The organism is Marinobacter psychrophilus (assembly GCF_001043175.1).
Taxonomy (GTDB): domain Bacteria; phylum Pseudomonadota; class Gammaproteobacteria; order Pseudomonadales; family Oleiphilaceae; genus Marinobacter; species Marinobacter psychrophilus.
Genome location: NZ_CP011494.1, coordinates 14,024 through 36,519, shown reverse-complemented (window position 1 = coordinate 36,519; position 22,496 = coordinate 14,024). Strand labels below are relative to the sequence as shown.

General features: G+C 55.9%; 12 protein-coding genes and 1 pseudogene. 6 read left to right on the top strand and 7 right to left on the bottom strand.

Translation table 11 applies throughout. The features are described 5' to 3' along the window. The first annotated feature begins 6 nt into the window (after positions 1-6). The 3 genes from ABA45_RS00110 to ABA45_RS00100 all read left to right on the top strand — a co-directional run bounded on the left by ABA45_RS00110 (position 7) and on the right by ABA45_RS00100 (position 2,521). Complete coding sequence (locus ABA45_RS00110) at positions 7-618, top strand: cytochrome b/b6 domain-containing protein (RefSeq protein WP_048383450.1); 612 nt, start codon at positions 7-9, stop codon at positions 616-618. A gap of 176 nt (positions 619-794) precedes the next feature. Further along, positions 795-2,063, top strand: coding sequence for an NAD(P)/FAD-dependent oxidoreductase (locus ABA45_RS00105; protein WP_048383448.1), 1,269 nt, complete (start codon positions 795-797; stop codon positions 2,061-2,063). Between the two features lie 86 nt (positions 2,064-2,149). Further along, positions 2,150-2,521, top strand: coding sequence for a VOC family protein (locus ABA45_RS00100; protein WP_048383446.1), 372 nt, complete (start codon positions 2,150-2,152; stop codon positions 2,519-2,521). 28 nt (positions 2,522-2,549) lie between these two features. On the opposite strand, the gene ABA45_RS00095 is transcribed toward ABA45_RS00100, so the two are convergent. The 4 genes from ABA45_RS00095 to ABA45_RS00080 all read right to left on the bottom strand — a co-directional run bounded on the left by ABA45_RS00095 (position 2,550) and on the right by ABA45_RS00080 (position 7,568). After that, positions 2,550-4,814: an ATP-dependent DNA helicase gene (locus tag ABA45_RS00095; protein ID WP_048383444.1), complete on the bottom strand. Its 2,265-nt coding sequence runs from the start codon at positions 4,812-4,814 to the stop codon at positions 2,550-2,552. Continuing rightward, on the bottom strand, positions 4,811-6,520 hold the full coding sequence (locus ABA45_RS00090) for a VRR-NUC domain-containing protein (protein WP_048383442.1): 1,710 nt from the start codon (positions 6,518-6,520) through the stop codon (positions 4,811-4,813). The genes ABA45_RS00095 and ABA45_RS00090 overlap by 4 nt, the downstream gene beginning before the upstream one ends. 51 nt (positions 6,521-6,571) lie before the next feature. Next, on the bottom strand, positions 6,572-7,054 hold the full coding sequence (locus ABA45_RS00085) for a DUF4864 domain-containing protein (protein ID WP_048383439.1): 483 nt from the start codon (positions 7,052-7,054) through the stop codon (positions 6,572-6,574). A gap of 79 nt (positions 7,055-7,133) precedes the next feature. Continuing rightward, positions 7,134-7,568, bottom strand: a complete 435-nt coding sequence (locus tag ABA45_RS00080) for a hypothetical protein (protein WP_048383437.1) — start codon at positions 7,566-7,568, stop codon at positions 7,134-7,136. Positions 7,569-7,700: 132 nt separating this feature from the next. Between ABA45_RS00080 and recC the strand changes: the two genes are divergently transcribed. From recC to recD, 3 genes and pseudogenes are all read left to right on the top strand, one after another. Then, the gene (gene recC / locus ABA45_RS00075) at positions 7,701-11,303 is read left to right on the top strand and encodes an exodeoxyribonuclease V subunit gamma (protein WP_048383435.1); all 3,603 of its coding nucleotides are present in this window, start codon (positions 7,701-7,703) and stop codon (positions 11,301-11,303) included. Next, entirely contained in the window at positions 11,300-15,058 is a 3,759-nt protein-coding gene (recB, locus tag ABA45_RS00070; RefSeq protein WP_048383433.1) for an exodeoxyribonuclease V subunit beta, read from the top strand. Before recC ends, recB begins: the two co-directional genes overlap by 4 nt. Further along, a pseudogene (gene recD, locus ABA45_RS00065) lies at positions 15,055-17,414 on the top strand (exodeoxyribonuclease V subunit alpha). Before recB ends, recD begins: the two are co-directional and overlap by 4 nt. A gap of 51 nt (positions 17,415-17,465) precedes the next feature. Here recD and torA read toward each other — a convergent pair. Genes torA through ABA45_RS00050 form a run of 3 tightly spaced genes read right to left on the bottom strand, consistent with a single transcriptional unit; the run spans position 17,466 to position 22,335 of the window. Next, the gene (gene torA / locus ABA45_RS00060; protein ID WP_048383431.1) at positions 17,466-19,988 is read right to left on the bottom strand and encodes a trimethylamine-N-oxide reductase TorA; all 2,523 of its coding nucleotides are present in this window, start codon (positions 19,986-19,988) and stop codon (positions 17,466-17,468) included. Continuing rightward, positions 19,985-20,668, bottom strand: a complete 684-nt coding sequence (locus ABA45_RS18180; protein ID WP_053076090.1) for a TorD/DmsD family molecular chaperone — start codon at positions 20,666-20,668, stop codon at positions 19,985-19,987. The genes torA and ABA45_RS18180 overlap by 4 nt, the downstream gene beginning before the upstream one ends. Further along, a complete protein-coding gene (locus tag ABA45_RS00050) occupies positions 20,665-22,335 on the bottom strand; it encodes a c-type cytochrome (protein WP_048383429.1) in 1,671 nt (556 codons plus the stop codon). The genes ABA45_RS18180 and ABA45_RS00050 overlap by 4 nt, the downstream gene beginning before the upstream one ends. Positions 22,336-22,496: the final 161 nt, after the last annotated feature.

The following is a 22,496-nucleotide window of genomic DNA, read 5'->3' as shown; positions in this document are numbered from 1 at the left end:
TTGATTATGGCCAAGGTAATGATCTTCAGACGTTTTGAGCGCTTCTGGCACTGGTCTCAGGCGCTACTGATTTTCAGCCTGCTGCTGACCGGCTTTGAAATTCACGGCAGCTACCCGCTGTTGGGATTTACCGGCGCCACCCAGTTACACACCATCGCTGCCTGGGCCTTAATTGTGCTTTGGCTGTTCGCCATTTTCTGGCACATAACCACCGGCGAATGGCGCCAGTACATACCCACCCGCAACGGCCTGTGGGCAGTGGCGCATTACTATCTCATTGGTACCTTTACCGGTGCCAGCCACCCCTATCGCAAAACCAGCAAAGCTAAGCACAACCCGCTGCAACGGCTGGCCTATCTGTTTTTCAAATTGATGATCTCACCGGTTGTCTGGGTGTCTGGGCTGCTATACCTGTTTTACAGCCAATGGCCCGAAGCGCTATCGAATGTTCTATCGCTTCAGGCCGTGGCCAACGTACACACAATCGCCGCGTTCGCCATGATGGTGTTCATTATTGGCCATGTGTACATGACAACTCTGGGCCACACTCTGTTCAGCCATATAAAACCGATGGTTACCGGTTACGACACGGTTGATGAGCCCGACAAAAAACCCTGATACCTCTGGCCTGCGCTTTACCCCTTAAGAACCGCCTTACCCGTTAAAACTGTTCATAGAACGAACAACATCTTTATATACTTAATGGGTATAACGATAGAACTAATTGTTTGTTGAGATTTGATGTATCGCAAGAAAAATCTGTCCACCCAAATAATGACAAGAGGTTCAGTGGCATGCAAACCAACACAGCAGAACAGGATAAAGAGCAAAACAAAAAGCACACAGTGGTTATTGTTGGGGGCGGTGCCGCGGGCATTTCCGTTGCTGCAAGCTTGCACAAACGAGATACCGCCTTGGATATCGCGATTATTGAGCCGGCACACACTCACCATTACCAGCCCGGCTGGACCATGGTTGGGGGCGGTATTTTCAAGCCAGAAACGACCTCAAAACCCATGGCCAGCGTTATGCCGGGATTTGCCTCATGGTATAAACAAATGGTGTGCTCTATTGATGAGTTGAATAACCAGGTAACGCTGGCAGACGGCTCAGTGATAGGTTACTTAGCCTTGGTTCTGGCGCCGGGGCTGGAGCTGAACTGGGCTGGTATTGACGGTTTGAAAGAAGCACTCGGCTCGAACGGTGTAACCTCCAACTATCAGGAGGGCATGGCCAGCTACACCTGGGACATGGTCCAGAGTCTTAAATCCGGGAGCGCTTTGTTCAGCCAGCCTCCCATGCCCATCAAATGTGCCGGTGCGCCACAGAAAGCCATGTACCTGTCAGCAGATTACTGGCTGCGCAACGGGGCTCTGAACAACATCGACATTCAATTCCATAACGCCGGTGCCGTACTGTTTGGCGTACCCGATTATGTGCCGGCGCTGCAGAGTTACATTAAAAAATACGGTGTTGAGCTTAACTACCAGAACAATCTGGTGTCTGTTAACGGCCCTTCACACAGAGCAACGTTCCGCCACACAAACGCTGACGGCAGTAGCGAAGACCAGGAAATCGGCTTTGACATGCTGCACGCTGTGCCGCCCCAACGTGCGCCTAAATTTATCCGCCAGTCCACACTTGCGAACGCGGGTGGCTGGCTGGACTTGGAAGACGACACGCTTTGCCACAAACGCCACAGCAATATCTTTGGCCTGGGCGACGTGAGTGGCACGGCCAATGCGAAAACCGCAGCCGCCGTGCGCAAGCAGGCTCCGGTGGTCGCTCAAAACCTGATATCCCACCTACGCAAGCAACCCATAACAGCGGCCTACCTGGGGTATGGATCTTGCCCGTTAACCGTAGAGAACGGGCGTATTGTGCTGGCCGAGTTTGGCTACGGCGGGGTGCTGCAACCCAGCTTTCCGACCTGGATAAACGACGGCACCAAAGCCACAAGAGCCGCCTGGTTTCTAAAAGCCAGGCAGCTGCCGGGCCTGTACTGGCATGTTATGCTTAAAGGCCACGAATGGATGGCCAAGCCAGCGCGCCGCTCGGTCTGACAGATCAAAAAAGACCGCTAGTTCGTAGTGCTTGCTTCAGACACACCGACAGCATACCTGGCTAAGCCAGAACAGGAGAATAAAGCATGATCGGATACGTCACGATTGGTGTTAGCGATATGGGAAAAGCCAAGAAATACTACACGGATCTTCTGGGCGACATGGGCGCAAAAGTCCTGCTGGATTTGGGCCGCATTGCCTTTATTGGTAAAGACATGAAATCCCCCATGATGGCGGTTTGTACCCCGCATGACGGCTCACCGAACCACCCCGGTAACGGGAATATGCTGGCGTTTCAACCAGGCTCAAAAGAAGCGGTTGATACCTATTATAAGAAAGCCATCGAATTGGGTGCAACCTGTGGCGGCGAACCCGGTCAGCGTATTCCCGACCAGTTCTACGGTGCCTACGCACGCGACCCAGACGGCAACAAGGTGGCTTTTTACCACTTCGGCTGATTCAGCCCTGCCATAAACTGAGGCCGCTTTAATCGGCGGTCTCGGTTCCAAACCACCAGCGCGGTAACAACTTCTGAATTTGCGGCTGTAAAAATCGGTCGTCAATCAGCCATATCACCCCTTCGTCTTCTGGCGTTCGAATCACCCGACCTGCGGCTTGGGCCACTTTCTGCAGGCCAGGAATCAGGTAGGTGTATTCGTAACCTGCGCCAAAACGCTGTTGCAGGCGCTGTTTCAAAATTTCGTGCCAGGCATCAAAGGGCGGCAGGCCCAAGGTGGCCACAAACGCGCCAATCAACTCGTCCCCTGGTAAATCAATACCTTCACTGAACACGCCCCCCAGAACCGCAAAGGCCACACTGCCGGATTCTTCGCGGAACCCTGCCAGAAAATCTTTGCGCTGCTGTGGACTCATGCCGGGCTGCTGTGAACGTTGGGGCACATCTGTGGCGCTGCTGCTCAACGCCACATTGACCTCATTCAGATATTTAAAACTGCTGAAAAACGCCAGATAATGACCCGGCCGCTGGCGATATTGCTGCGCGATCAGCTCGGCAATGGGCATTACCGACGTTTCACGGTGAGCATGGCGGGTGCTGATCTTGGGCGTGAAATTCAGCTGTAGCTGGTCAGCGCCGAACGGACTACGCAGGGAGGTAAAACAACTGTTTTCCGGCAACCCCAGCAAATCCCGGTAATACACGCCGGGGCTTAACGTCGCGGAAAACAGCAACACCGAGGCTGCGGCCTGAAACCGGTCGCGCAGAAAATCCGCCGGCACCAGATTCTGAATAGTCAGGCTAGCGCGACCGCGACCTTCGCGGCGAAATTCACACAAGGAATGATCGGCGAACGAATCCGCCAGTTTCATAAAAGCCACGGACTCGAACAGTACTTCCTGCAATGCCAGGTCCGGCGGATTATCCGCCAGATAATCCGTAAGCCCAGACACCAAGCCCTGCAGGCTCCCAGTCAGCGACATAGGCAAAGCATTTAGAAACACTGGGGCTGTGCCCGCTTCGGCTTGGTCACGAATCACTCCTTGCCACGCCCGAGCGGTGCGGTCCAAGTGGGATTTCAAAACGTTGGGCGCGGTTTTACGCAGCTTCAAAAGCCGCTGTTGATCCAGCTGTACCGAATACATACCGCGGCCGCGATCCACCAGGTTGTGGGCTTCATCGAGCAGCACGGCGGTTTTCCACTGATTCTGCCGGGTCAAGCCGTGGAGCAGGGCAGACTGATCAAACATCCGGTTTACGTCACCAATCACCAGGTCACACCAGCGCGCCATTTCCTGGGCCAGAAAGTAGGGACAAATATTATGGCCAGCGGCGATTTTTGCCAGCGCCTCATGGGTCAATGTGGAGTTGGTTTGGGCGGCTTCAGCACGGGCGTCTGGCAAGCGGTCAAAAAAACCTTTGGCCAGCGGGCAAGCATCGCCGTGGCAAGCTTTGTCCGGGTGCTCGCAAGCATCGGCTTTAGACACCAGTTCCAACGTTCTTAAAGGCCAGATTTGCGGTGCTTCCTGCGCAGCTCTTAGACGGTCTACCGCATCTATTGCCAGCTGACGGGCAGTGTTGCGGCAGGTGAGATAACACAGCACGTCCTGATTCGCCGCCGGCATAGCCATGAGTGCGGGAAACAAAGTGCCCAGTGTTTTGCCCAGGCCAGTAGGCGCTTCCAATAGCAGGGTGCCGCCTTTTAAAGTGTTTTTGTAAACGGTTTCTGCAAGCTGACGCTGGCGTGGGCGAAACTGTGCAAACGGGAAACGCAGTCCAGACAGGCGAATATTCCTCTGCTCCCGGTGATGGGCTTCGCGTTCTGCCCACAGCCGGTAGCGGTCACACAGCACTTCCAGCTCGAGCCAAAGCTCATCGGCGCATGCGGTTTCGCTGATCGACGTTTCACGGTTGTTACCGATGTCGAAGTAGACCAGTGCCAGCTTTACTGTTTTGAGATTTTCCTGATGGCACAGCAGCGCACCGTAGGCTCGCAGCTGAGCCCAGTGCAGCGCGCGCTGATGGCTGCGAATCCGCGACAGGTCGCCACGGTGGGTTTTGATTTCTTCCAGCAGTCCGGAATGCGGGTTATACACATCGGCACGGCCAGACAGCGCCAAGCCCAGGCATTCGCCGCTGACCGGGTACTCGCTTTTGTAGCCGTATCCGCGCTTGGCCTGGATCGCCTGGTGGCCGGCAATGCCCTCTTCGGCGCTGGGCGCCGGAGTGTAACGAAAATCCAGATCACCTGTACGGGCAGCAAACTCGCAGAGTGAGCGTACCGCTACCTTCATGGCGTGGCCTCGCCAGTTTGCCAACGCAGATAACACACGCTGGCGGCGATGCCCTGGCTGGCAAAAAACTGCAGCCAGCGAACCTGGTGATCCTGCAGGCGGTCACCGGGGCCTTTTACTTCAATCATCTCGTAGCACAGTTCAGGAGGCGATTTTTCGGGGTAAAAGCGGACAAGATCGGGGAAACCGCTGCGATGTTCGCGAATATTCAATAAAAGTCGCTTAAACAGAATGTGTAAATCCAGCGCGGGAATGCAATCCAACGCCAGCGTTAGCAGCGCATCGTTCAACGCCGGCCAGGTTACAAAGGGGTTGGTAATGCCCTGCTTGGTGGCGTAGCTATCCAGTATCTGCCGGCGATAGCCGCCATCGTGTAGCGTCGCAAAGCACTGGTCGAACGCGGCCTGGCGCCGGCTGACAAAATCTTCCCTCAGCAAGTCCGCTGGGCCACTGTGAAACGGATGAAAAAAAGCGCCGGGTATCGGCTTGAAGATGGTGTTCCAGCACAGCAGGCCAAACAGGCTGTTAATCAGGGTGTTTTCCATATAGAACACCGGTGCGTCGGGACTCGACAAATGGTCACGTACCACCCGCTCTACAGAGCGACCCGTTTGCGGCAGCGTCAACGTGAACTCGCGAAGCGGCGGCCGTTGTAGGGCCAAAGGAGCGGGCTGTTTTACCTTCGCCGCCAGCCGCTTCAGAATTCGCGCCAGGCCCTGAGCTTCGGCGTCGCTGAGTTCAGCGTGCGGCCAATTGGCGGCAATAGCCCAGGCTTCATCAAAGCGCTTCATCCGCTCCAACAGCCGTAATTGTTTCAACCGGGCTTCCCGATGGCCGCTGGCGGCCAGTGCTTCCAAAGCCAATTTCCTCTCACCCTGACGTTCAGCCTGCCGCCCCAGCTCCAGTAACAGGCGGTCACGGCGACTGGTCAGCCATGGATTGTCGGACGGTTGCGGCACCTGGGCCCACACCTCAGCGGCCAACATTCCTGCGTCCAGACATTCGCGGCAGTCATTCATGGCCAGATACGTATCCACTTGGCTGCGCTCGGAAAAAGCTCGGGCTTCAGAGGTGAATTGCACCTGCTCGTAGCGGTGGTGGCCCAGCTCCACCAGCACAAAATCCGACCAGCTCTGGCGCAAGTTGCCGAAGAACATCAGGCGAACGCGGTCAAACAGTGCCATAGAGTTCACTCGAACCACAGGCGCGCCGCAACCACCCAGCCAGTCAACCACCGAACGCGCATCGCCAAAGGTGTTCTGCAACACCTTACGCATCTGGGCTTTTGCCAGGTTTTTAGCGCAACCGGCCTGCATCAGAATCGGCGCAAACGCCGGGCGGAGTTCGACCAGAGTATACAGACGAAACAGGTCGTCCAACGTCAACAGCGGAGCCGCATCGAGCCAGACCTCAACAACCAGTTTTTTCAATGCATCGCATTCAGGGCTGCCAAGCTCCGGATAATTTAGTTTATCAGCTCGAAATAGATCACCGCTGCGCATCACCATCCGAGTTAACAAAGCGCGAGCAGGACGAGGCAACTCAAAGAATGCACTCAGCTGGGCATTCTCTGACGCCGATAGCAGATCGGCGTGGTGGTTCGCCACCCAAGCCACCACGGTTTCCATGTTTTCCAGGTAGTACAAAGGGTTTTCAAGGTTCGCCGCAGTGGGCCTGTTATTCAGGTGATGGTTGCTTGTCGACATACATACAGACTTTACAATATTTCCAGCACCTGTAGTTCAACTGCCCAACTTTTAAATGCCTATGTCAGCCGGTTGCAAACTTACACCAGCGATTTTCCAGACATCTTCTACCTGTACCATTCGATAGTAGGCGTCCCAGGATTTGCCCTCGGGGCCTTTGAGCTTAACGACCTGAATTTGAAAAGTACCGTGGGGCACGCTCTCGGTGAACTCGATCTGGGTGGCATTGTGTACGGCTGGATAGGCTTCGCGCACCATTTCCAGAAACACCTGTGACGATCCGAAGCGACGCTTGATACCCTCGGACGCATAAGACCAAGCTTGCTCACCGTCGTTGTTAGCAAACGCTTCGATCTGGCGCAGAATAGAGTCCTGAATCTCAAGAGTGTCTTGAATCTGGATCGGGTCCTGAATTCCGGCTTCTTCATCCTTATCGCTGGCAAAAGACTGAGATGCCCAGACAAGCGCAAAGCCCAAACTTATTATCAAAAATAGAACAGCGCTCTTCGTGGTGCGGGTAAGTTGCTGGCCCATGACTAAACCCTTTTGTTGACCATATTTTAACCAATACGGCTAAAACGGTGCTGCGGACTCCCCAAATGTAAGCCCGGCTTCACTTACCGCCGGCCTTTTCTGGCCAAATGATGTTGATCAACGCCTGCCGCTGCCGATCGGGAAAGGCGATGGTGTTGTCTGAGCAAGCAATGGCAAGCGCCTCACCCAGCATGCGGAACAACTTAACGTTCTGGTGCACACATTTCGGAATAGCCTGACGGCGCAGATAGTTCAGGTAACGCTGCAGATTTTCTTCATCCGACCGCCAGTGCTCGCCAAAGGCGTTACGAAACAGGGCGCGTGTCGCAATAGCGCGCCACTCGTCGCAATAACTGCTTTCAAGCCTCTCCGGGTAAACGTACAAATCCTTGATTTCCTTTTGTATGTTTACAACAACATACTCTGGCGCGAACAGCAGTCGCATGGCCAGCAGATCGTAACTGTCGTTCAGCTGTTCATTCACGGCGCCTTTAACCAATTCTATTCTGCTCATAATCACCCGTTCAGTAAGGTGTCTACCTTGCGACAATTTTCCATCGCGTTAGGCTTCAGACTGTCCGCTTCTGTGGTCACATACGCTAAGCTAACCCATCGGGATTGAACCCTATACCAGACAAGGAAGACCATGGCCGCTCCCTTAACAAGTGCCACCTGTGAAAACTCCGGTATTAGCCCCGGTTTTCACGCCGTTCACGCCAATCATTTAGAAGATTTGCGCCGGGCGGTGGTGTTTATCTGCCAACAAAGCCCGCTGCCGCCGCTGCAAAGCGAGACGTTTCTGGTGCAAAGCAACGGTATTGCCCAGTGGTTAAAGCTGGCGCTGGCGGAAAAGCGCTCAGAGAATGGCCGCGAAGGTGGCTTGGGCATTGCCGCCGGTATGGATTTTCTGTTTCCGGCGCGATTCATCTGGCAGGCCTACCGCGCCGTGCTGCCGGACGGCGACGTGCCAGAGCAATCCCCCTTTGATAAACGCAGACTGGTGTGGCGGCTTTACCGGCTGCTACCAGAACTTGTTCTTACAGATGAGGCGTTCAACCCGCTGGCACGCTTTCTGGACGGCAGCGACACCGATTTGCGGGCCTTCCAGCTGGCAGAAAAAGTGGCGGATCTGTTTGATCAGTACCAGGTATTCCGCGCCGATTGGTTGGCTGCCTGGGAGCAGGGCCGGGATGTGGTTATTAGCACTCGTAACGGCGAAAAACCGATTGAACAAGATACCCGCTGGCAGCCAATGCTGTGGCGCAAGCTGGTGGAAGACACCGGCGCCGAAGCACACACCAGCCGTTCGCAGATTCACACCCGTTTTATGAAACAGGGCCAACAGGTTACCGCGCCTTCCCATCCTAGCCGTTTACCCAAACGCATTGTGGTGTTTGGAGTATCGTCTTTGCCACGCCAGGCGCTTGAAGCCCTATACGTGCTTAGCCGTTTTAGCCAGGTAGTGCTCTGCGTTCATAACCCTTCGCAGTTCTACTGGGCCGATATTGTCAGCGATCGCGAACTGCTCAAAGCCGAGCGCAAGCGCGGTGCCAGCCACCCCACGCTGTCGCAGATTGACGATGCCGACCAGCTACACCAACACGCCAATCCACTTTTGGCGGCCTGGGGTAAACAGGGCCGGGATTACATTCGCCTGCTGGACGAATTCGACAACCCTGAAGAGTACCGCAGCAGCTTTCAGACGCCGGATCAGAAGATCGATATCTTTTCCGAGCACGGAGCAGGTCAGACAACCTGCCTGCTTCACCAATTGCAGAACGATATTTACAACCTGACGCCGCTGCAGGAAATTCGCGATGAACAGCGCAAGCTTGATCTGATCCAAGAGCAGCCTTTAGGTGCTGAGGGCTCTTTATCGGCTGATGGCTCCGTTGCCTTCCACAATGCCCACAGCCCGCAACGTGAAGTAGAAATACTGCACGACCAGCTGCTGGCCGCGTTTAACGCCGACGACACCCTGCGCCCCCGCGACATCATGGTCATGGTGCCTGACATTAATGTCTATGCACCCCACATTCAGGCGGTGTTTGGCCGCTACACGGCCGGGCTCAAACGCCATATTCCGTTTACCATTTCCGATCAGGGCCAGCGCAACCACGAACCGGTATTAATAGCCTTGGAAACCCTGATGTCGCTACCGCGACACCGCTTTGGCGCGAGCGAAATCATCAGCCTGTTAGAAGTGCCCGGCATTCGCGATCGTTTTGAGATTACCGAAGAGGAAATCCCCTTGGCGCGGCGCTGGGTAGAAGGTGCCAATATTCGCTGGGGCCTGCACGGTGCCCATCGGAAAAGCCTGGAACTGCCAGCCGATCTGGATCGCAACACCTGGCAATCTGGCCTGCGTTCCATGCTGCTGGGTTACGGCATGGGCGACGACGAACCCTGGGCCGGCGTTCAGCCCTACGGCGAGATTGGCGGTTTGCAGGCCAGCCTGGCCGGGCGCCTTGGCGACTTTGTTTACCGCCTGGAAAAAGTGTGGCAAGACCTACAGGCAAGCCGCACACCGCAACAATGGGAAGCGTTGTTTGCAGCCATGCTTGAACAGTTCTTCCACAAAGTAGAGGGCCATGACCTTTTGCTGCTGAACCGCTTTCGCCGCCAGCTGGAACAATGGCTGGAAGACACCTTGGCCGCAGGGCTGCAGCTCCAGCTACTGCCATTAAACATTGTCAAAGACGTGCTATTGGACGGCTTGGATGAAGGCGGCCTGAACCAGCGTTTTCTGGCCGGCAAAGTGAACTTCGCCACACTGATGCCCATGCGCGCCATACCGTTCCGCACTGTGTGCCTGCTGGGCATGAACGACGGCGATTATCCACGCTCGCGGCCGCCGGTAGATTTCGACCTAATGGCGCAGGACTATCGGCCCGGTGACCGTTCCCGCCGGGAAGACGATCGCTATCTGTTTCTGGAAGCCATGCTGTCTGCCCGCGAACAGCTTTACATCAGCTGGGTAGGGCGCAGCATCCGCGACGACTCACCAAGGCCGCCATCGGTGCTGGTGGGCCAATTACAGGATCACTTGAACGGCTTGTGGCAACTGCCAGGGCAACCCGATGTCGCGGTAACGGATGCACTGACGACCTGCCATCCGCTACAACCGTTCAGCCGCGACTATTTTCCCCAAAGCCGACACGCCCGCAGCCTGTTCACTTACGAACACGAATGGCGAAGTGCCCACGGCACTGTCTCGACAGACGCGCAGCAGCAGGCTCTGGCGTACCAGCAGCCAGAAGAACCCGTCACCCTGAATGATCTGTCCGGTTTTTTGAAAAAACCGATAGACACGTTTTACCAGCGCCGCCTTCAGGTGCGTTTTGAAGACGTGGAAGACGACGATACCGACACCGAAAATTTCGATTTGAACGGCCTTGACCGATGGCGCCTGGACACCGAACTGATTGAGCAGGGTTTACTAAAAGCCAGTAGCGAGGAAGACTTGGAACAACGCCTGAAAACCACTCTGGATTGCATGGCCCGGCGCGGTGACCTGGGCATGGGCACCACCGAGCACCGTCTGCGTAACGAGCTGTCTGGCCGCCTGCCAAATTTGTTCGAACGCTATCAAAGCGCGCTGGCCGAATGGCCCGAGGAAGTCGGCGAACCTCTGCCGTTTGAATATCGTCTGGCCAGCAGCATCGGCTCGATTGAAGTGCTGGATTTGATTGACCATCTGCGCCGCAATTCAGAGGGCAAGCTCTGCCGGTTGGTCATTGCCGGCTCCAGCCTGCTCACTGGCAGCGGGCAGACCAAAAAAATTCGCTACGCCAATCTGATGCGTGACTGGGTGATTCATCTGGCCGGGCAAATCACAGCGCAGCCGTTTGAAACCCTGATTTTGGGCAAAGAAGAAAAGCGCAATGTGCACTTTTTACCTCTGCCAAAGGAAGCGGCACGTAAGCATCTGGACGCCATATTGGCACGCTGGATGGACGCCAATACGCGCGCATTACCGGTGCACTGTGAAGCTGGTTTCGCCTGGATTTACAGTTTTTATCAAAGCAAAAAATTTCTTGGTGAACACGAGCGCGCCATCAGCGACGCCGAGCAAGCTTACACAGTGGCGCTAGAACGCGACACCGGCTACCTACGCGGCGCCTTTGAAAGCCCTGAGTTATTGCTGGAAAGCGGCGAATTTGAAGCCCTGCTGCACCAGCTTTACGTGCCCCTGTGGGAAGCCGAACAAGGCAAATCTGCTGCCGGTCAGTTTGAGGACAAGGTATGACCGTTATTAAAAAGCCAAACCCGAATCTTGATCCACTAGCGCTACCCCTGAACGGCAGCACCCTGATTGAGGCCAGCGCCGGAACTGGCAAAACCTTCACCATTGCGATTTTGTACGTGCGCCTGGTGCTGGGCCACGGTCAGCCGGAGGGCGGCGCCCTGGCCGCAGGCCTGGTACCGCCAAACCTGCTGGTGGTGACCTTTACCGACGCCGCCACCAAAGAGCTGCGGGACCGCATTCGCGTTCGGTTGACCCAAGCCGCCGAGGTGTTTTCCAATATCGCCGACAGCACACCGCCTACGGCAGAAACCGCGCTGATTCACCAGCTGCGGGATGACAGCTACCCAAACCCGGCCACCTGGCCGGACTGCCGCAAAAAGCTGCTATTGGCGGCGGAATGGATGGACGAAGCCGCGGTGTCTACCATTCACGCCTGGTGCAACCGCATGCTCAGCGAACACGCCTTCGACAGCGGCAGCTTGTTCCGGCTTACCCTGGAAACCGACCAAAGCAGCCTGATGGACGAAGTCGTGCGGGATTACTGGCGCACGTTTATTTATCCGTTATCTCCAGAGCTGATGGACGAGGTTATCGACCACTGGAAAACCCCGGACCAACTGCAACAGGCGGTGCGCAATCTGCTCTTGGCTGTTGATTCTCTCGACGCAACAAGCAGCGATGTAGAACAGCTGATTGAGGCCACCGCAAAGCAGCGCAAAAAGCAGTCACAAACACTGAAAGCCCACCCCTGGGCAGATTGGCAGCCCAAAGTGACCGACATGCTGCTGGCACTGAACAAAAGCAAACGCCTGCACGGCGGCAGTATGAAACCGATGATTACGGCCTGGGACACGTTACTGGAGTGGTTGAACTCCGATGAACTCTACCCGGCCGGGCTGGAAAAAGCCGGCTTTCAGAATCAGACACCAGAAGTGCTTGCGACAAAACTCAAAGGCGATGGCGATGTGCCACACCACGAGGCCTTTGACGCTATTGCGGAACTGATCGCCTTTCGCGAGAACCTGCCCAGCGCCAAGGCCGATATTCTTCGCCACGCGACCCATTGGATTGCAGTGCGGTTGGAATCGGAAAAACAGAAGCGCTCGGAAATGGGTTTTGATGACCTGCTCACCCGGCTGGACGACGCTTTACACGGCCCTCGGGGTGACCAACTAGCGGCCACCATCCGTCGCCAGTTTCCAGCAGCGTTAATCGATGAGTTTCAGGACACCGATCCGGTTCAATACCGCATCTTCGACCGCATTTACCGGGTAGCAGAGAATCATCCGGATACCTGCCTGCTCATGATCGGCGATCCAAAACAGGCCATTTACGGCTTCCGCGGCGCCGACATTTACACCTATCTGGACGCCCGCACCGGCGCACACGAACGCACCTGGACACTGGGCCGTAACTTTCGCTCGTCACGGCCTATGGTGGCGGCGGTGAACCGGGTGTTCGAGTATGGCGACCAATACAGCTCCGAAGGCGCTTTTCTGTTCGGCAAAGGCGAGGCTTCAGCGCTGCCATTTCAGGCGGTAGAGGCCAACGGCACCAAGCGCCTTTGGGCCGTCAACGGCAAGCTGCAACCCAGCTTGACGCTATGGGCCAGTGAAAGCGAAAACACCGACAAAAGCGGCAATCGCAAAGGTCTGGCCAAAGGCAACGCCACCCTTGATGTGGCCAGCACCTGCGCCAGTGAAATTGCGCGCCTGCTGACGTTAGGCCAGCAGAGTTTGGCCGGTTTTGCGCTGGAAACCGACCTGGATGACATAACGCCGGTAGAACCCAAAGACATTGCCATTCTGGTCAACAACCGTAAAGAAGCTGCAGCGGTTCGAGAGGCACTAGGGCAACGAGGAATAAAAAGCGTGTACCTGTCTGACCGGGATTCGGTATTGGCGTCTCCAGAGTCAAAAGAAGTTCTGTGTTGGCTAAAAGCCTTTGCCGAACCCCGCCAGCTGGCCTATGCACGCGCGGCGCTGGCCACACCAACCCTGGGTTTGCCCTGGGTCTATCTTGATCAGCTACTCACCAACGAGATGGCGCTGGAGCGTGAAATCGAGCGCTTCATGGGCTACCAACAGCAGTGGCAAAGCCAGGGCGTGCTACCCATGCTGCGCAGTTTCCTGATGGATTTTGACGTACCCGGCAGGTTGCTGCAGCGCGCCGGCGGCGAACGCCGCCTAACCGACATTTTGCACATTGCCGAACTGCTGCAGCAAGACAGCCTGCAGCTAGACGGCGAACACGCCCTGGTGCACCACTTCACCGCTATTCTGCGGGCCGCCGACGACGAAGACGAACACCGCACCCTGCGTCTGGAAAGCGATGCCGGGCTGGTAAAAGTGATCACCGTTCACAAATCCAAGGGCCTGGAATACCCGCTGGTGTTTTTACCCTTTGGCACCGCCTACCGCGCGGAAAACGAGAAACAGGCGTTTGTACGTTATCACGACGACAACGACCAACTGATCACCATGTTCGACCCCACACCAGACGACGTCGAACAGGCAGACAAAGAGCGCCTGGGCGAAGACATCCGCAAGCTCTACGTCGCCCTGACCCGCGCCCGGTTTGCCACCTGGGTAGGCGTAACCGAGATTGAAAACTGGCAGCTTAGCGGCCTAGGGTATCTGCTAAGCGGTAATCCTGACGCCAAACATTCGCTGAGTGGCGCCTTGCAGCTGTTGGCCGTTGACCACAGCGAGCTCTTCGTAGAATCGTTACCGGAAGCCACCGGCCAACACTATGCAGAACCGACGCCCGAAGCCCTGGGGCTCGCACGGGTGTCTACCCGCGAGGCTCGCGAAGACTGGTGGATTGCCAGTTACTCATCCCTGGAATACAGCGGCCTGTCTGGCACCGGCATTGTGTTTGCCAGTGAGTTCGAAGACGCTGAAAGCCAGAACCTGCTCGAAGAAGGCGCGCACACCAACGATGAAGAAGACGCTGCCATTCTGCTCAGCCACAGTCTGCATTATTTCCCCAAAGGCGCAGGCCCCGGCACCTTTCTGCACGACATTCTGGAATGGTGCGTACAACAGGGCCTGCAACACCTTGTCGACAACCCAGCGCTGCTGCGAGAACAGCTCAGCCGCCGCTGCAGTACTCGAGGCTGGAGCGATTGGGTAGACACTCTGGAACATTGGATACTCGCGCTAATCCGCCTGCCGCTGCCGCTGCCGCTGAGCCATAGCAGTGACGGCAGTGATAGCGGCGACAGCACCAGCCTTGCCAGCCTTGCCAGCCTAAAAACGCTGCGCCCGGAACTGGAATTCTGGTTTGAAAGCTGCAACGTCAGCACCCGGGTACTGGATAAGCTGGTTACTCAAAACACCTTTAATGGCGCTGATCGCCCTCGAGTGGATGGCGGGCGCTTCAACGGCATGCTCAAAGGCTTTATTGATTTGGTGTTTGAACACAACGGCCAGTATTACGTGCTGGATTACAAATCCAATGTGTTGGGTGACAACGACAGCGCCTATACCAACCAAGCCATGGGCCAGGCGATTTTGGACAAACGCTATGACCTGCAATATGTACTCTACCTGCTGGCCCTGCATCGGCTACTGAAAGCACGTTTGCCAGATTACGATTACGATCAACATATGGGCGGTGCAGTCTACCTGTTTTTGCGCGGCATCCATGCGCCGGGAGCGGGGGCGTTTTGCGACAAGCCACCGAAAGCACTGATGGAGCAGCTGGATGCGATGTTTGATGGCAGAGCCACGGCCGCAGAGGTGGCAGCATGAGCAAAACCCGGAATTTCGACAATCAGTTTGCCTTTGATTTGGACGAGACGACACCCGCTATCGCCAGCTCCCGTGACAACAGGCTTGCCCTGCAGCACACCGATGCTCTGCTAGAACAACTGGACGCTTGGCAGCAAGCCGGCTGGATTCGCCCGCTGGACGTGCGCTTTGCGCAGCTGATCCGGGATTTATCAGACGAACAAGGGAACGCACCAGCACCCCTGGTTTTACTGCTCGCCGCACTGGTCTCCCATCAAGTAGGCCGCGGCCACGTGTGCGTAGACCTTGCAACTCTGATGGCTGATGCCACAACAACATTGTCATTGCCGCCGGAAGAGCCAACGGCAGCCAGCAGGCAGAACAAGGCAAACCCTTCCAACTCCGCTACAGCGCCTATCGCAAATCCGACAAACACCGACCCAAGCCAAACCCGGCCCAGTGATCTGTTGGCACAGGTATCCGTGCAGGAGTGCTTAAGCGCACTAACCGATGCGTTAGCGGTCAGTGATGGCTCGCACACCACGCCGCTGGTGCTCAGTGGGACCCGGCTGTATCTGCGCCGCTTCTGGCGCTACGAACAGTACATTGCTGCCGGCATTCAGCAGCGACTGACTCAGCCATCCCCTCTGACTGACCCGCTATCGCCCGCAGCAGTCACTTTAAGCCAGGCGCTGGACGTGCTGTTTAAACCCAAGGGCTCTTTAAATACTCAAAGCGCTTTAAACTCGCAAAATCCCCAAAGCTCTGTCGATTACCAAAAGCTGGCCTGTGCCTTGGCCGCCCGCAACCGCTTTGCGGTGATTACCGGCGGCCCCGGCACCGGCAAAACCACCACGGTGGTCAACCTGCTTGCGGCCTTGCAGTCCGTCGCAGGCGAGTCACCGGAGCGGGAAGGGGGGGCGGGAAGAAAGGCAGAAAGTACCGCATTCGCCTGGCCGCGCCGACAGGCAAAGCCGCGGCGCGACTGAACCAATCCATCGGCGGCGCTGTCAGCCGGCTGCCCTTGGCACAACTGCCAGGGCAGGTCGCATTGGCGGATATACCCACCAAAGTAACCACCCTGCACCGGCTGCTTGGCAGCCGTCCAAACACTCGCAAATTCCGCCACAACCGCGATAACCCACTGTTGGTGGATATTCTGGTGATTGACGAAGCCTCCATGGTGGATCTGGATATGATGGCGTCGGTATTCGATGCACTGCCGGCTAACGCTCAACTGATTTTGCTAGGTGATAAAGATCAGCTAGCCTCGGTAGACGCCGGTGCAGTGCTGGGCGAACTGTGCCAGCGCGCGCCAGACGGGCATTATCTGCCAGCGACAGTGCAGTGGCTGAAAGCCATCACTGGCACCGACATTCCAGCGGTCTTGCAGGATTCAAACGGCCAGCCCCTGGACCAGGCGGTGGCCATGCTGCGTAAGAGTTACCGCTTTGCCGAAGGCAGCGGCATTCGCCATCTGGCCGAAGCGGTTAACACCAACACACTGGACGCCGACACCTTGCAGCAGGCCCGCAATGCAACTTTTGAGGATGTGGTGTGGCTCAATGGCCGCAGCAAGAAGCCCTCTCTGGAGAGCACTCAGGCGCTGATCTGTGGCCATGCGGCCAGTGGTAGCCGGCAAGCGTTCAGCAATAACGCGGAAGGGCGAAGGGATGTTAACGGCCAGCCCCTTCCGCCACCGGTGGGTTACCGCCACTACTTAACGCTGATGCAGGATCACAATCTGGACAGCAACAGCACAACCGGGCAGTGGGACCAACTGGCCAAATCGGTATTGCAAGCTTTCAGTAATTTTCAAATACTCTGCGCCCTGCGCCGCGGGCCTTGGGGCGTGGAAGGGCTGAACGACCTGATCGCCCATCACCTGCTGGCACAACGGCTGATTCCGCGCGCCGAGGGCTGGTACACCGGGCGGCCGGTGCTGGTTACCGGTAACGATTACAATCTGGGGCTGATGAACGGCGACGTCGGCATTACCTTCAGCGTTACCTCAGGCATGGACGCGATCACGGACCGGCAAAGCGATGACGAGAAAACACAGACAGTGTTACGCGTGGCCTTTCCCACCAGTGATGGCAGCGGCGACATTCGCTGGATTTCACCCAGCCGGCTGCAACAGCTGGAAACCGTATACGCCATGACGGTACACAAATCCCAGGGTTCGGAGTTCAATCACACCTGTTTGATACTACCAGACCGTTTAAGCCCGGTTTTGACACGAGAGCTGATTTACACCGGCATTACCCGGGCAAAAAACTGGTTTAGTTTGATAACCGGAGACGCCAGCGTTTTCAGCGACAGCGTGGGCCAGCGTGTGGTGCGGGCATCCGGACTGGGTGCAGTGCTTGAAGAGTAAGTTGGGCCGCAGGCTCTGTTGCAGAACCTGCGGCGTAAAGCTCAGACGTGTTTAAGCGGACGTCTCTGAATCAGACATAGATTTGGGCTGCGAGAACACGGTCACTTCAGGCAGGTCACCGGTGAACTTCTCAACGTCGCCGGCTCCAGTTTGCCCACAGTTGCCTTGTGCCAGCTTCGAGGTCGCTATACCCGGAGTAAGATTATTAACATCGCCGTAACGGCACAGGCTGCCGATCTCACGGGGGTTGATCGGATCAAACCAACCGCCCTCGGAAACCATAAGAACCCCCGGCATGACGTCGTTTGTCACCATTGCACCGGCAAGAATCTGCCCTCGGTCGTTAAACACACGTACCACATCGCCATCCTTGATGCCCCGAGGCTCAGCATCTTTCGGGTTTATCCAGCACGGTTCGCGATTCTGCACGGCGTAAGTTCCGCGGAGCGAAGTGCCACACAGCTGCGAGTGCAGGCGGCTCCGCGGATGGTTACTGGAGATGCCTAGCGGGTACCGGGTAGTTGGTCCATCCAATCGCTCAATTGGCTCCATCCAGGTGGGGTGAGGCGGACAGTCATCGTATCCGTACCCGGCGATAGCCCGCGAATAAATCTCAAATTTGCCAGTAGCGGTACCCAGAGCGCTGAGGATGGGGTCGTTGCGGAACGACTCATGACGCACAAAGTACTTATTTTCATCCTTCAGCGGAAACGCAAGAGGCTTGTTGGAATCCCAGAACACGTCGAATACCGGCATTTCCATACCCTTCGCCCGTGCCTCGATTTTTGCTCCTTCGTAAAACCCGCGAATCCAGTCCATTTCCGAACGGCCTTGGGTAAATTCATAACCTTTGCCCAGTTTGTCCGCAATGGCCGCAAAAATGTCAAAGTCGTTACGAGCTTCAAATTGCGGTTCAACCAGTTTCTTCATCGCCACAATATGGCTCAGGGCATAGTCACCAACCTGTTCGATATCGTTGCGTTCATAAGACGTGGTGCTCGGAAGAACGATGTCAGCGTGGCGAGCGGTTGCCGTCCATTGGAAGTCGTGCACAATGAACGTATCCAGCTCGCGCCAGGCTTTGAGCATTTCGTTGCGATCCTGATGGTGCGCGAACGGGTTACCACCGGCCCAATAAGCCATTTTTATCAGCGGCAGTTCGATTTCCCTACCGTTATGCTGCATCGTCTTACCGGGGTTCAACAGCGTTTCGACAAAGCGCGCGACCGGAATGGATACGCCTCCACCGCCAGCCAACCACGCGGCTCCTTCGGCGGCTTTAACACCTGAGCCATTATCGATACTCTTCAGAATGGGACTTTCATGGGTTGGTGCACCGCCGGAAGAGTAATGGTAGCTCAACCCATAACCGCCACCGGGCAAACCAATCTGCCCGAGCATGCATGCCAGAGTTATCAGCATCCAGGTGGACTGCTCGCCGTGGTGCTGGCGTTGCGTGGCATAACCGAGAGCCAGCATCGTACGGTTGCTGGCAAAGCGCCGCGCTAAATCGCGAAGGGTGTCGGCCTCTACACCACAAATTTCCGCAGCCCAGTCTGCATCCTTCGGCTGGCCGTCGGATTCGCCGGTCAGATATGGTTTAAATTCTTCGAAGCCGCTTACATAGCGATCAAGAAACTCTTGATCGTGCAAGTTTTCGCTTAACAACGTATGGGCGATGCCCATCATCATGGCCACGTCGGTCTGCGGTTTCGGAGTAATCCACTCAGAGTCGAGGTAATCGGCGGTCTTTGTTCTGACTGGATCGATGCTGATTGTTTTTACGCCGGCTGCCTTGAGCATTTCGACGCCCGGGAAAGCACCGTGATCAGCGACTTGCCAGGAAATATGAGAGTTGTTGCGGGGGTCGCAGCCCCAAAACACCATAAGATCGGTGTGCTCCGCAAGCACTGGATAAGTGGTGCATTGTTCGTACACTTCGATAGAACCTGATACGTAGGGCAATATAACTTGCGCCGCACCGGTAGAATAATCGCCCGAACTTGAGGTGTAGCTGCCGGTCAGGTTGAGCATTCTTGCTAGCAAGGTTTGGCAGTTGTGCAGTCTGCCCGGGCTTTTCCAGCCGTATGATCCACCGAAGATCGCCTGTTGCCCATATTCCCCGCGAACCCGGGTGATTTCACCCGCCACCAGCTCAATGGCTTTTTCCCAGGACACACGCACAAAGTCGCCTTCACCGCGGCCATCAGGATCGGCACCAGGCCCCTGCTCAAGCCAGGCACGGCGAACCATCGGATAGCGAATGCGCGATTGCGAGTAGATAGAATCACGCACACCATCAAGCATGTGCGAAGCGTGCGGATCGCCCTCCCAAGGTATGAATTTAACTGCGCGACCGTCTTCAACCACGCCTTTAAATACGCCCCAATGACAGCCAGAAAGGATTTCTTTTGTGGTGCTCTGAGCCATTGCACCGCTGCTCAATAGCGATAGCGAAAAGGGCATGGCGCTTATCGCTGCTGTTGCCGCGGAACCCTGCAAAAAACGGCGGCGCGTGGGCGAAGCGACGTCTGCTGTCGCAGCAACGTACAAACCGTCAGTTTTATTACTCATGCCAATTCTCCTTCACATTGTTCGTTAACAGACGTCGCGGCGTGATTCGTCATCAACAGCACAGGCTGAGCTGTGCGAAGCAAGGCAAGTAATAATTTGCCGGCCCCTGCGTAAAATCCTTCAAGGTCTTGACGCTCTAGCGCTTCAGCGAACGCAGGCGACCAGCGTTGAAGTCGACGCACTAAATCTGCAGCGATCGAATAGCGGTCGCTGCCAAGAGCGGCTACCAAAGCCGCAAGTTCAATAGCAAGATGGTCAGCCGGTTCGCAGCAATCGCTGCTGACGTGCAAATCCAAGTCGCGCAATATAGCCTTCATTTCCGCTACAGACTGCTCGCCAAGCGATGGACTTTGACCACACCAAGCACCTTCATAGGGCATTACCGAACGGTTTCTAAAAATACCCTCGAACAAAGCCGTATAACGGCGCTGCAATCGTATCGTCAGATTTTCTGGAGTGTCTTGCTCCAGAATGTGACAAAGCTGTTGTGCCACAGCGGGCGCACCCAGTTGTGCGCCTATCCACTGCAGCGCGTTTTTGCCAGGCACCGCGCTGAGATCCATCACCTGCTGTTGAGACAGCGGCGCAATAAACAGCCCGCTCAGCCATTCAGCGGCCACTAAAAGCCCGTAGGTATCTGTGTTGGCGCTGTGATCAACAGACGCACGATCGCAGCTCATTGCGGCACTCCTTCACTGGCTTTCTTAACGACCAGTGCCGGGATATCGGGGCCAAGATCATGGGAATGATTCTGCAAGTACGCCAATATTAAACGGTATTCATCGTCGTTAAAGCTGGTGAATCGCTTCATGGATTTGAGAGTTCCAATCCATTGATTAGCCGTGAAGTGATCCTTTTCAGCCAGAGAGTGACAGGCCGAGCAGGCGGTTTGATAGGCATTCTGACTGAAGCTCCAAAGCTCTTCTTGACTCAGATTGAGTTGGTTGGCATCAGACCAGACTTGCAACGTGACAGGGCGCCAGACCTGATCAGTTTTCAGCTCGATTTCGGTTGCGCCGCGCTGGGCGGCCGCTACAGCCTTGTCACCAAGTGCCGCCATAATGACCCGTTGACCTTTCTCCTGATAAATAACCGAGGGCGCGTTTTCGGGCTGCCAACCTGAAATTTCAAGTTGCAACTTATCACCCTGCCTGGCTAATACCTTGGCCTTTGCCCCACTGAGGAATTTACCATCTTCGGTCTTGGCCTGTTCCATCTCGGACGTTGTGTAGAGCGACTTGGTTCCAGCTACGAAGACTTCGTCTCCCTCGCTAATGTCTTGCGGGTCACTGGTCGGTAGAGGATCGCGACGATCAAAAGCGGTATCAAGCATTACCACTTCCTCGGTGAAATTAGGCTCAGGCATTCCAGGCGCAGGTTTGTCTATCGGTGAAATGTGTTTCAAATAGACGGCCATTGCCTGTAAGTCTTGCCATGGCAGCTGCGAGGTGTTTTCGATAACTTCAGCCATATCGCCACCCGCTTGGCGACCAATAGGGCTAACGCCGGTATGGAGGTAATTTGCGAGAGAGGCGGCGGACCAGAAACCTGTCCCGGTTTCATCGGGGGTAATGTTGGGGAAGTGGCCGCTGCCTTCGGGATTCGGGCCGCCAGCGTAACGCTTGTCGTTGGGAACGTTGCCCATAAAGGTTCGCGGCGAGTGACATTCAACACAGTGGCCGGCACTTTCTACCAAATAACGCCCGCGTTCGAATTTGGCGTGATCAATTTCTGCAGGCACATCAACCGTCGCTACACCGATTTCAGCAGTGCTTTGGCCGTTCAGAAAAGCCAGACGCCATACACCAATGCCGCGGCGTAGATTGTATGGGAAGTTAAGCTCATGGTCGGGCACTACCTTGTCGCTTTCTGGCAGCGCCATCATGTAGGCGTAAAGGTCACGTACATCTTCCGGCGTCAAACGCTGGTAAGACGTGTAGGGAAAAGCCGGATATAAATTATTGCCGTCAGGCCAGAGGCTGCTCGGACCCACACCTTCACGCACCGCGCGATCAAATTCAGCCAGAGTCCAGTTACCAATGCCGTGCTCCGTATCCGGCGAGATATTGGGCATATGGAACTTGCCAAAGGCGGTGTCGAGAACCTTGCCGCCGCCTAACTGTTCATCGCTGTCTTGGCCAGTCGTGGCGTGGCAGGTGGCACAGTCCGATGCCATAAATATAAGCCTGCCGTTGTCGATATCGGCAGGACTGTCAGCACTGGCTGTCACCGGTAGGCTGTAAACCGCTGACCAGGTCCATGGGGACGTCAGAACCAGGAAGCCTGCAACACCGAGGGCTGCAGCCCCCGCTATTGCAATGGAAATTTTCTTGCGTTTGCTTAGCATGGAGAGCTCCCGTAACTGTTGCGATGATATCGCCAACAACGCGAGGAGAATTTCGCTGAAAAGCTCGGACTGTTCTAACGTGCTCAATCAGCAACGTTAAGTCCATCGCGTCGTTTGTGCGGTCTGTCTGAGACGTTAAATCTCAGACAACTCAACATAAC

Coding starts and splice junctions, on each gene's coding strand:
- ABA45_RS00110 (WP_048383450.1), top strand. CDS start 7: ATGGCCAAGGTAATGATCTTCAGACGTTTTGAGCGCTTCTGGCACTGG.
- ABA45_RS00105 (WP_048383448.1), top strand. CDS start 795: ATGCAAACCAACACAGCAGAACAGGATAAAGAGCAAAACAAAAAGCAC.
- ABA45_RS00100 (WP_048383446.1), top strand. CDS start 2,150: ATGATCGGATACGTCACGATTGGTGTTAGCGATATGGGAAAAGCCAAG.
- ABA45_RS00095 (WP_048383444.1), bottom strand. CDS start 4,814: ATGAAGGTAGCGGTACGCTCACTCTGCGAGTTTGCTGCCCGTACAGGT.
- ABA45_RS00090 (WP_048383442.1), bottom strand. CDS start 6,520: ATGTCGACAAGCAACCATCACCTGAATAACAGGCCCACTGCGGCGAAC.
- ABA45_RS00085 (WP_048383439.1), bottom strand. CDS start 7,054: ATGGGCCAGCAACTTACCCGCACCACGAAGAGCGCTGTTCTATTTTTG.
- ABA45_RS00080 (WP_048383437.1), bottom strand. CDS start 7,568: ATGAGCAGAATAGAATTGGTTAAAGGCGCCGTGAATGAACAGCTGAAC.
- recC (WP_048383435.1), top strand. CDS start 7,701: ATGGCCGCTCCCTTAACAAGTGCCACCTGTGAAAACTCCGGTATTAGC.
- recB (WP_048383433.1), top strand. CDS start 11,300: ATGACCGTTATTAAAAAGCCAAACCCGAATCTTGATCCACTAGCGCTA.
- torA (WP_048383431.1), bottom strand. CDS start 19,988: ATGAGTAATAAAACTGACGGTTTGTACGTTGCTGCGACAGCAGACGTC.
- ABA45_RS18180 (WP_053076090.1), bottom strand. CDS start 20,668: ATGAGCTGCGATCGTGCGTCTGTTGATCACAGCGCCAACACAGATACC.
- ABA45_RS00050 (WP_048383429.1), bottom strand. CDS start 22,335: ATGCTAAGCAAACGCAAGAAAATTTCCATTGCAATAGCGGGGGCTGCA.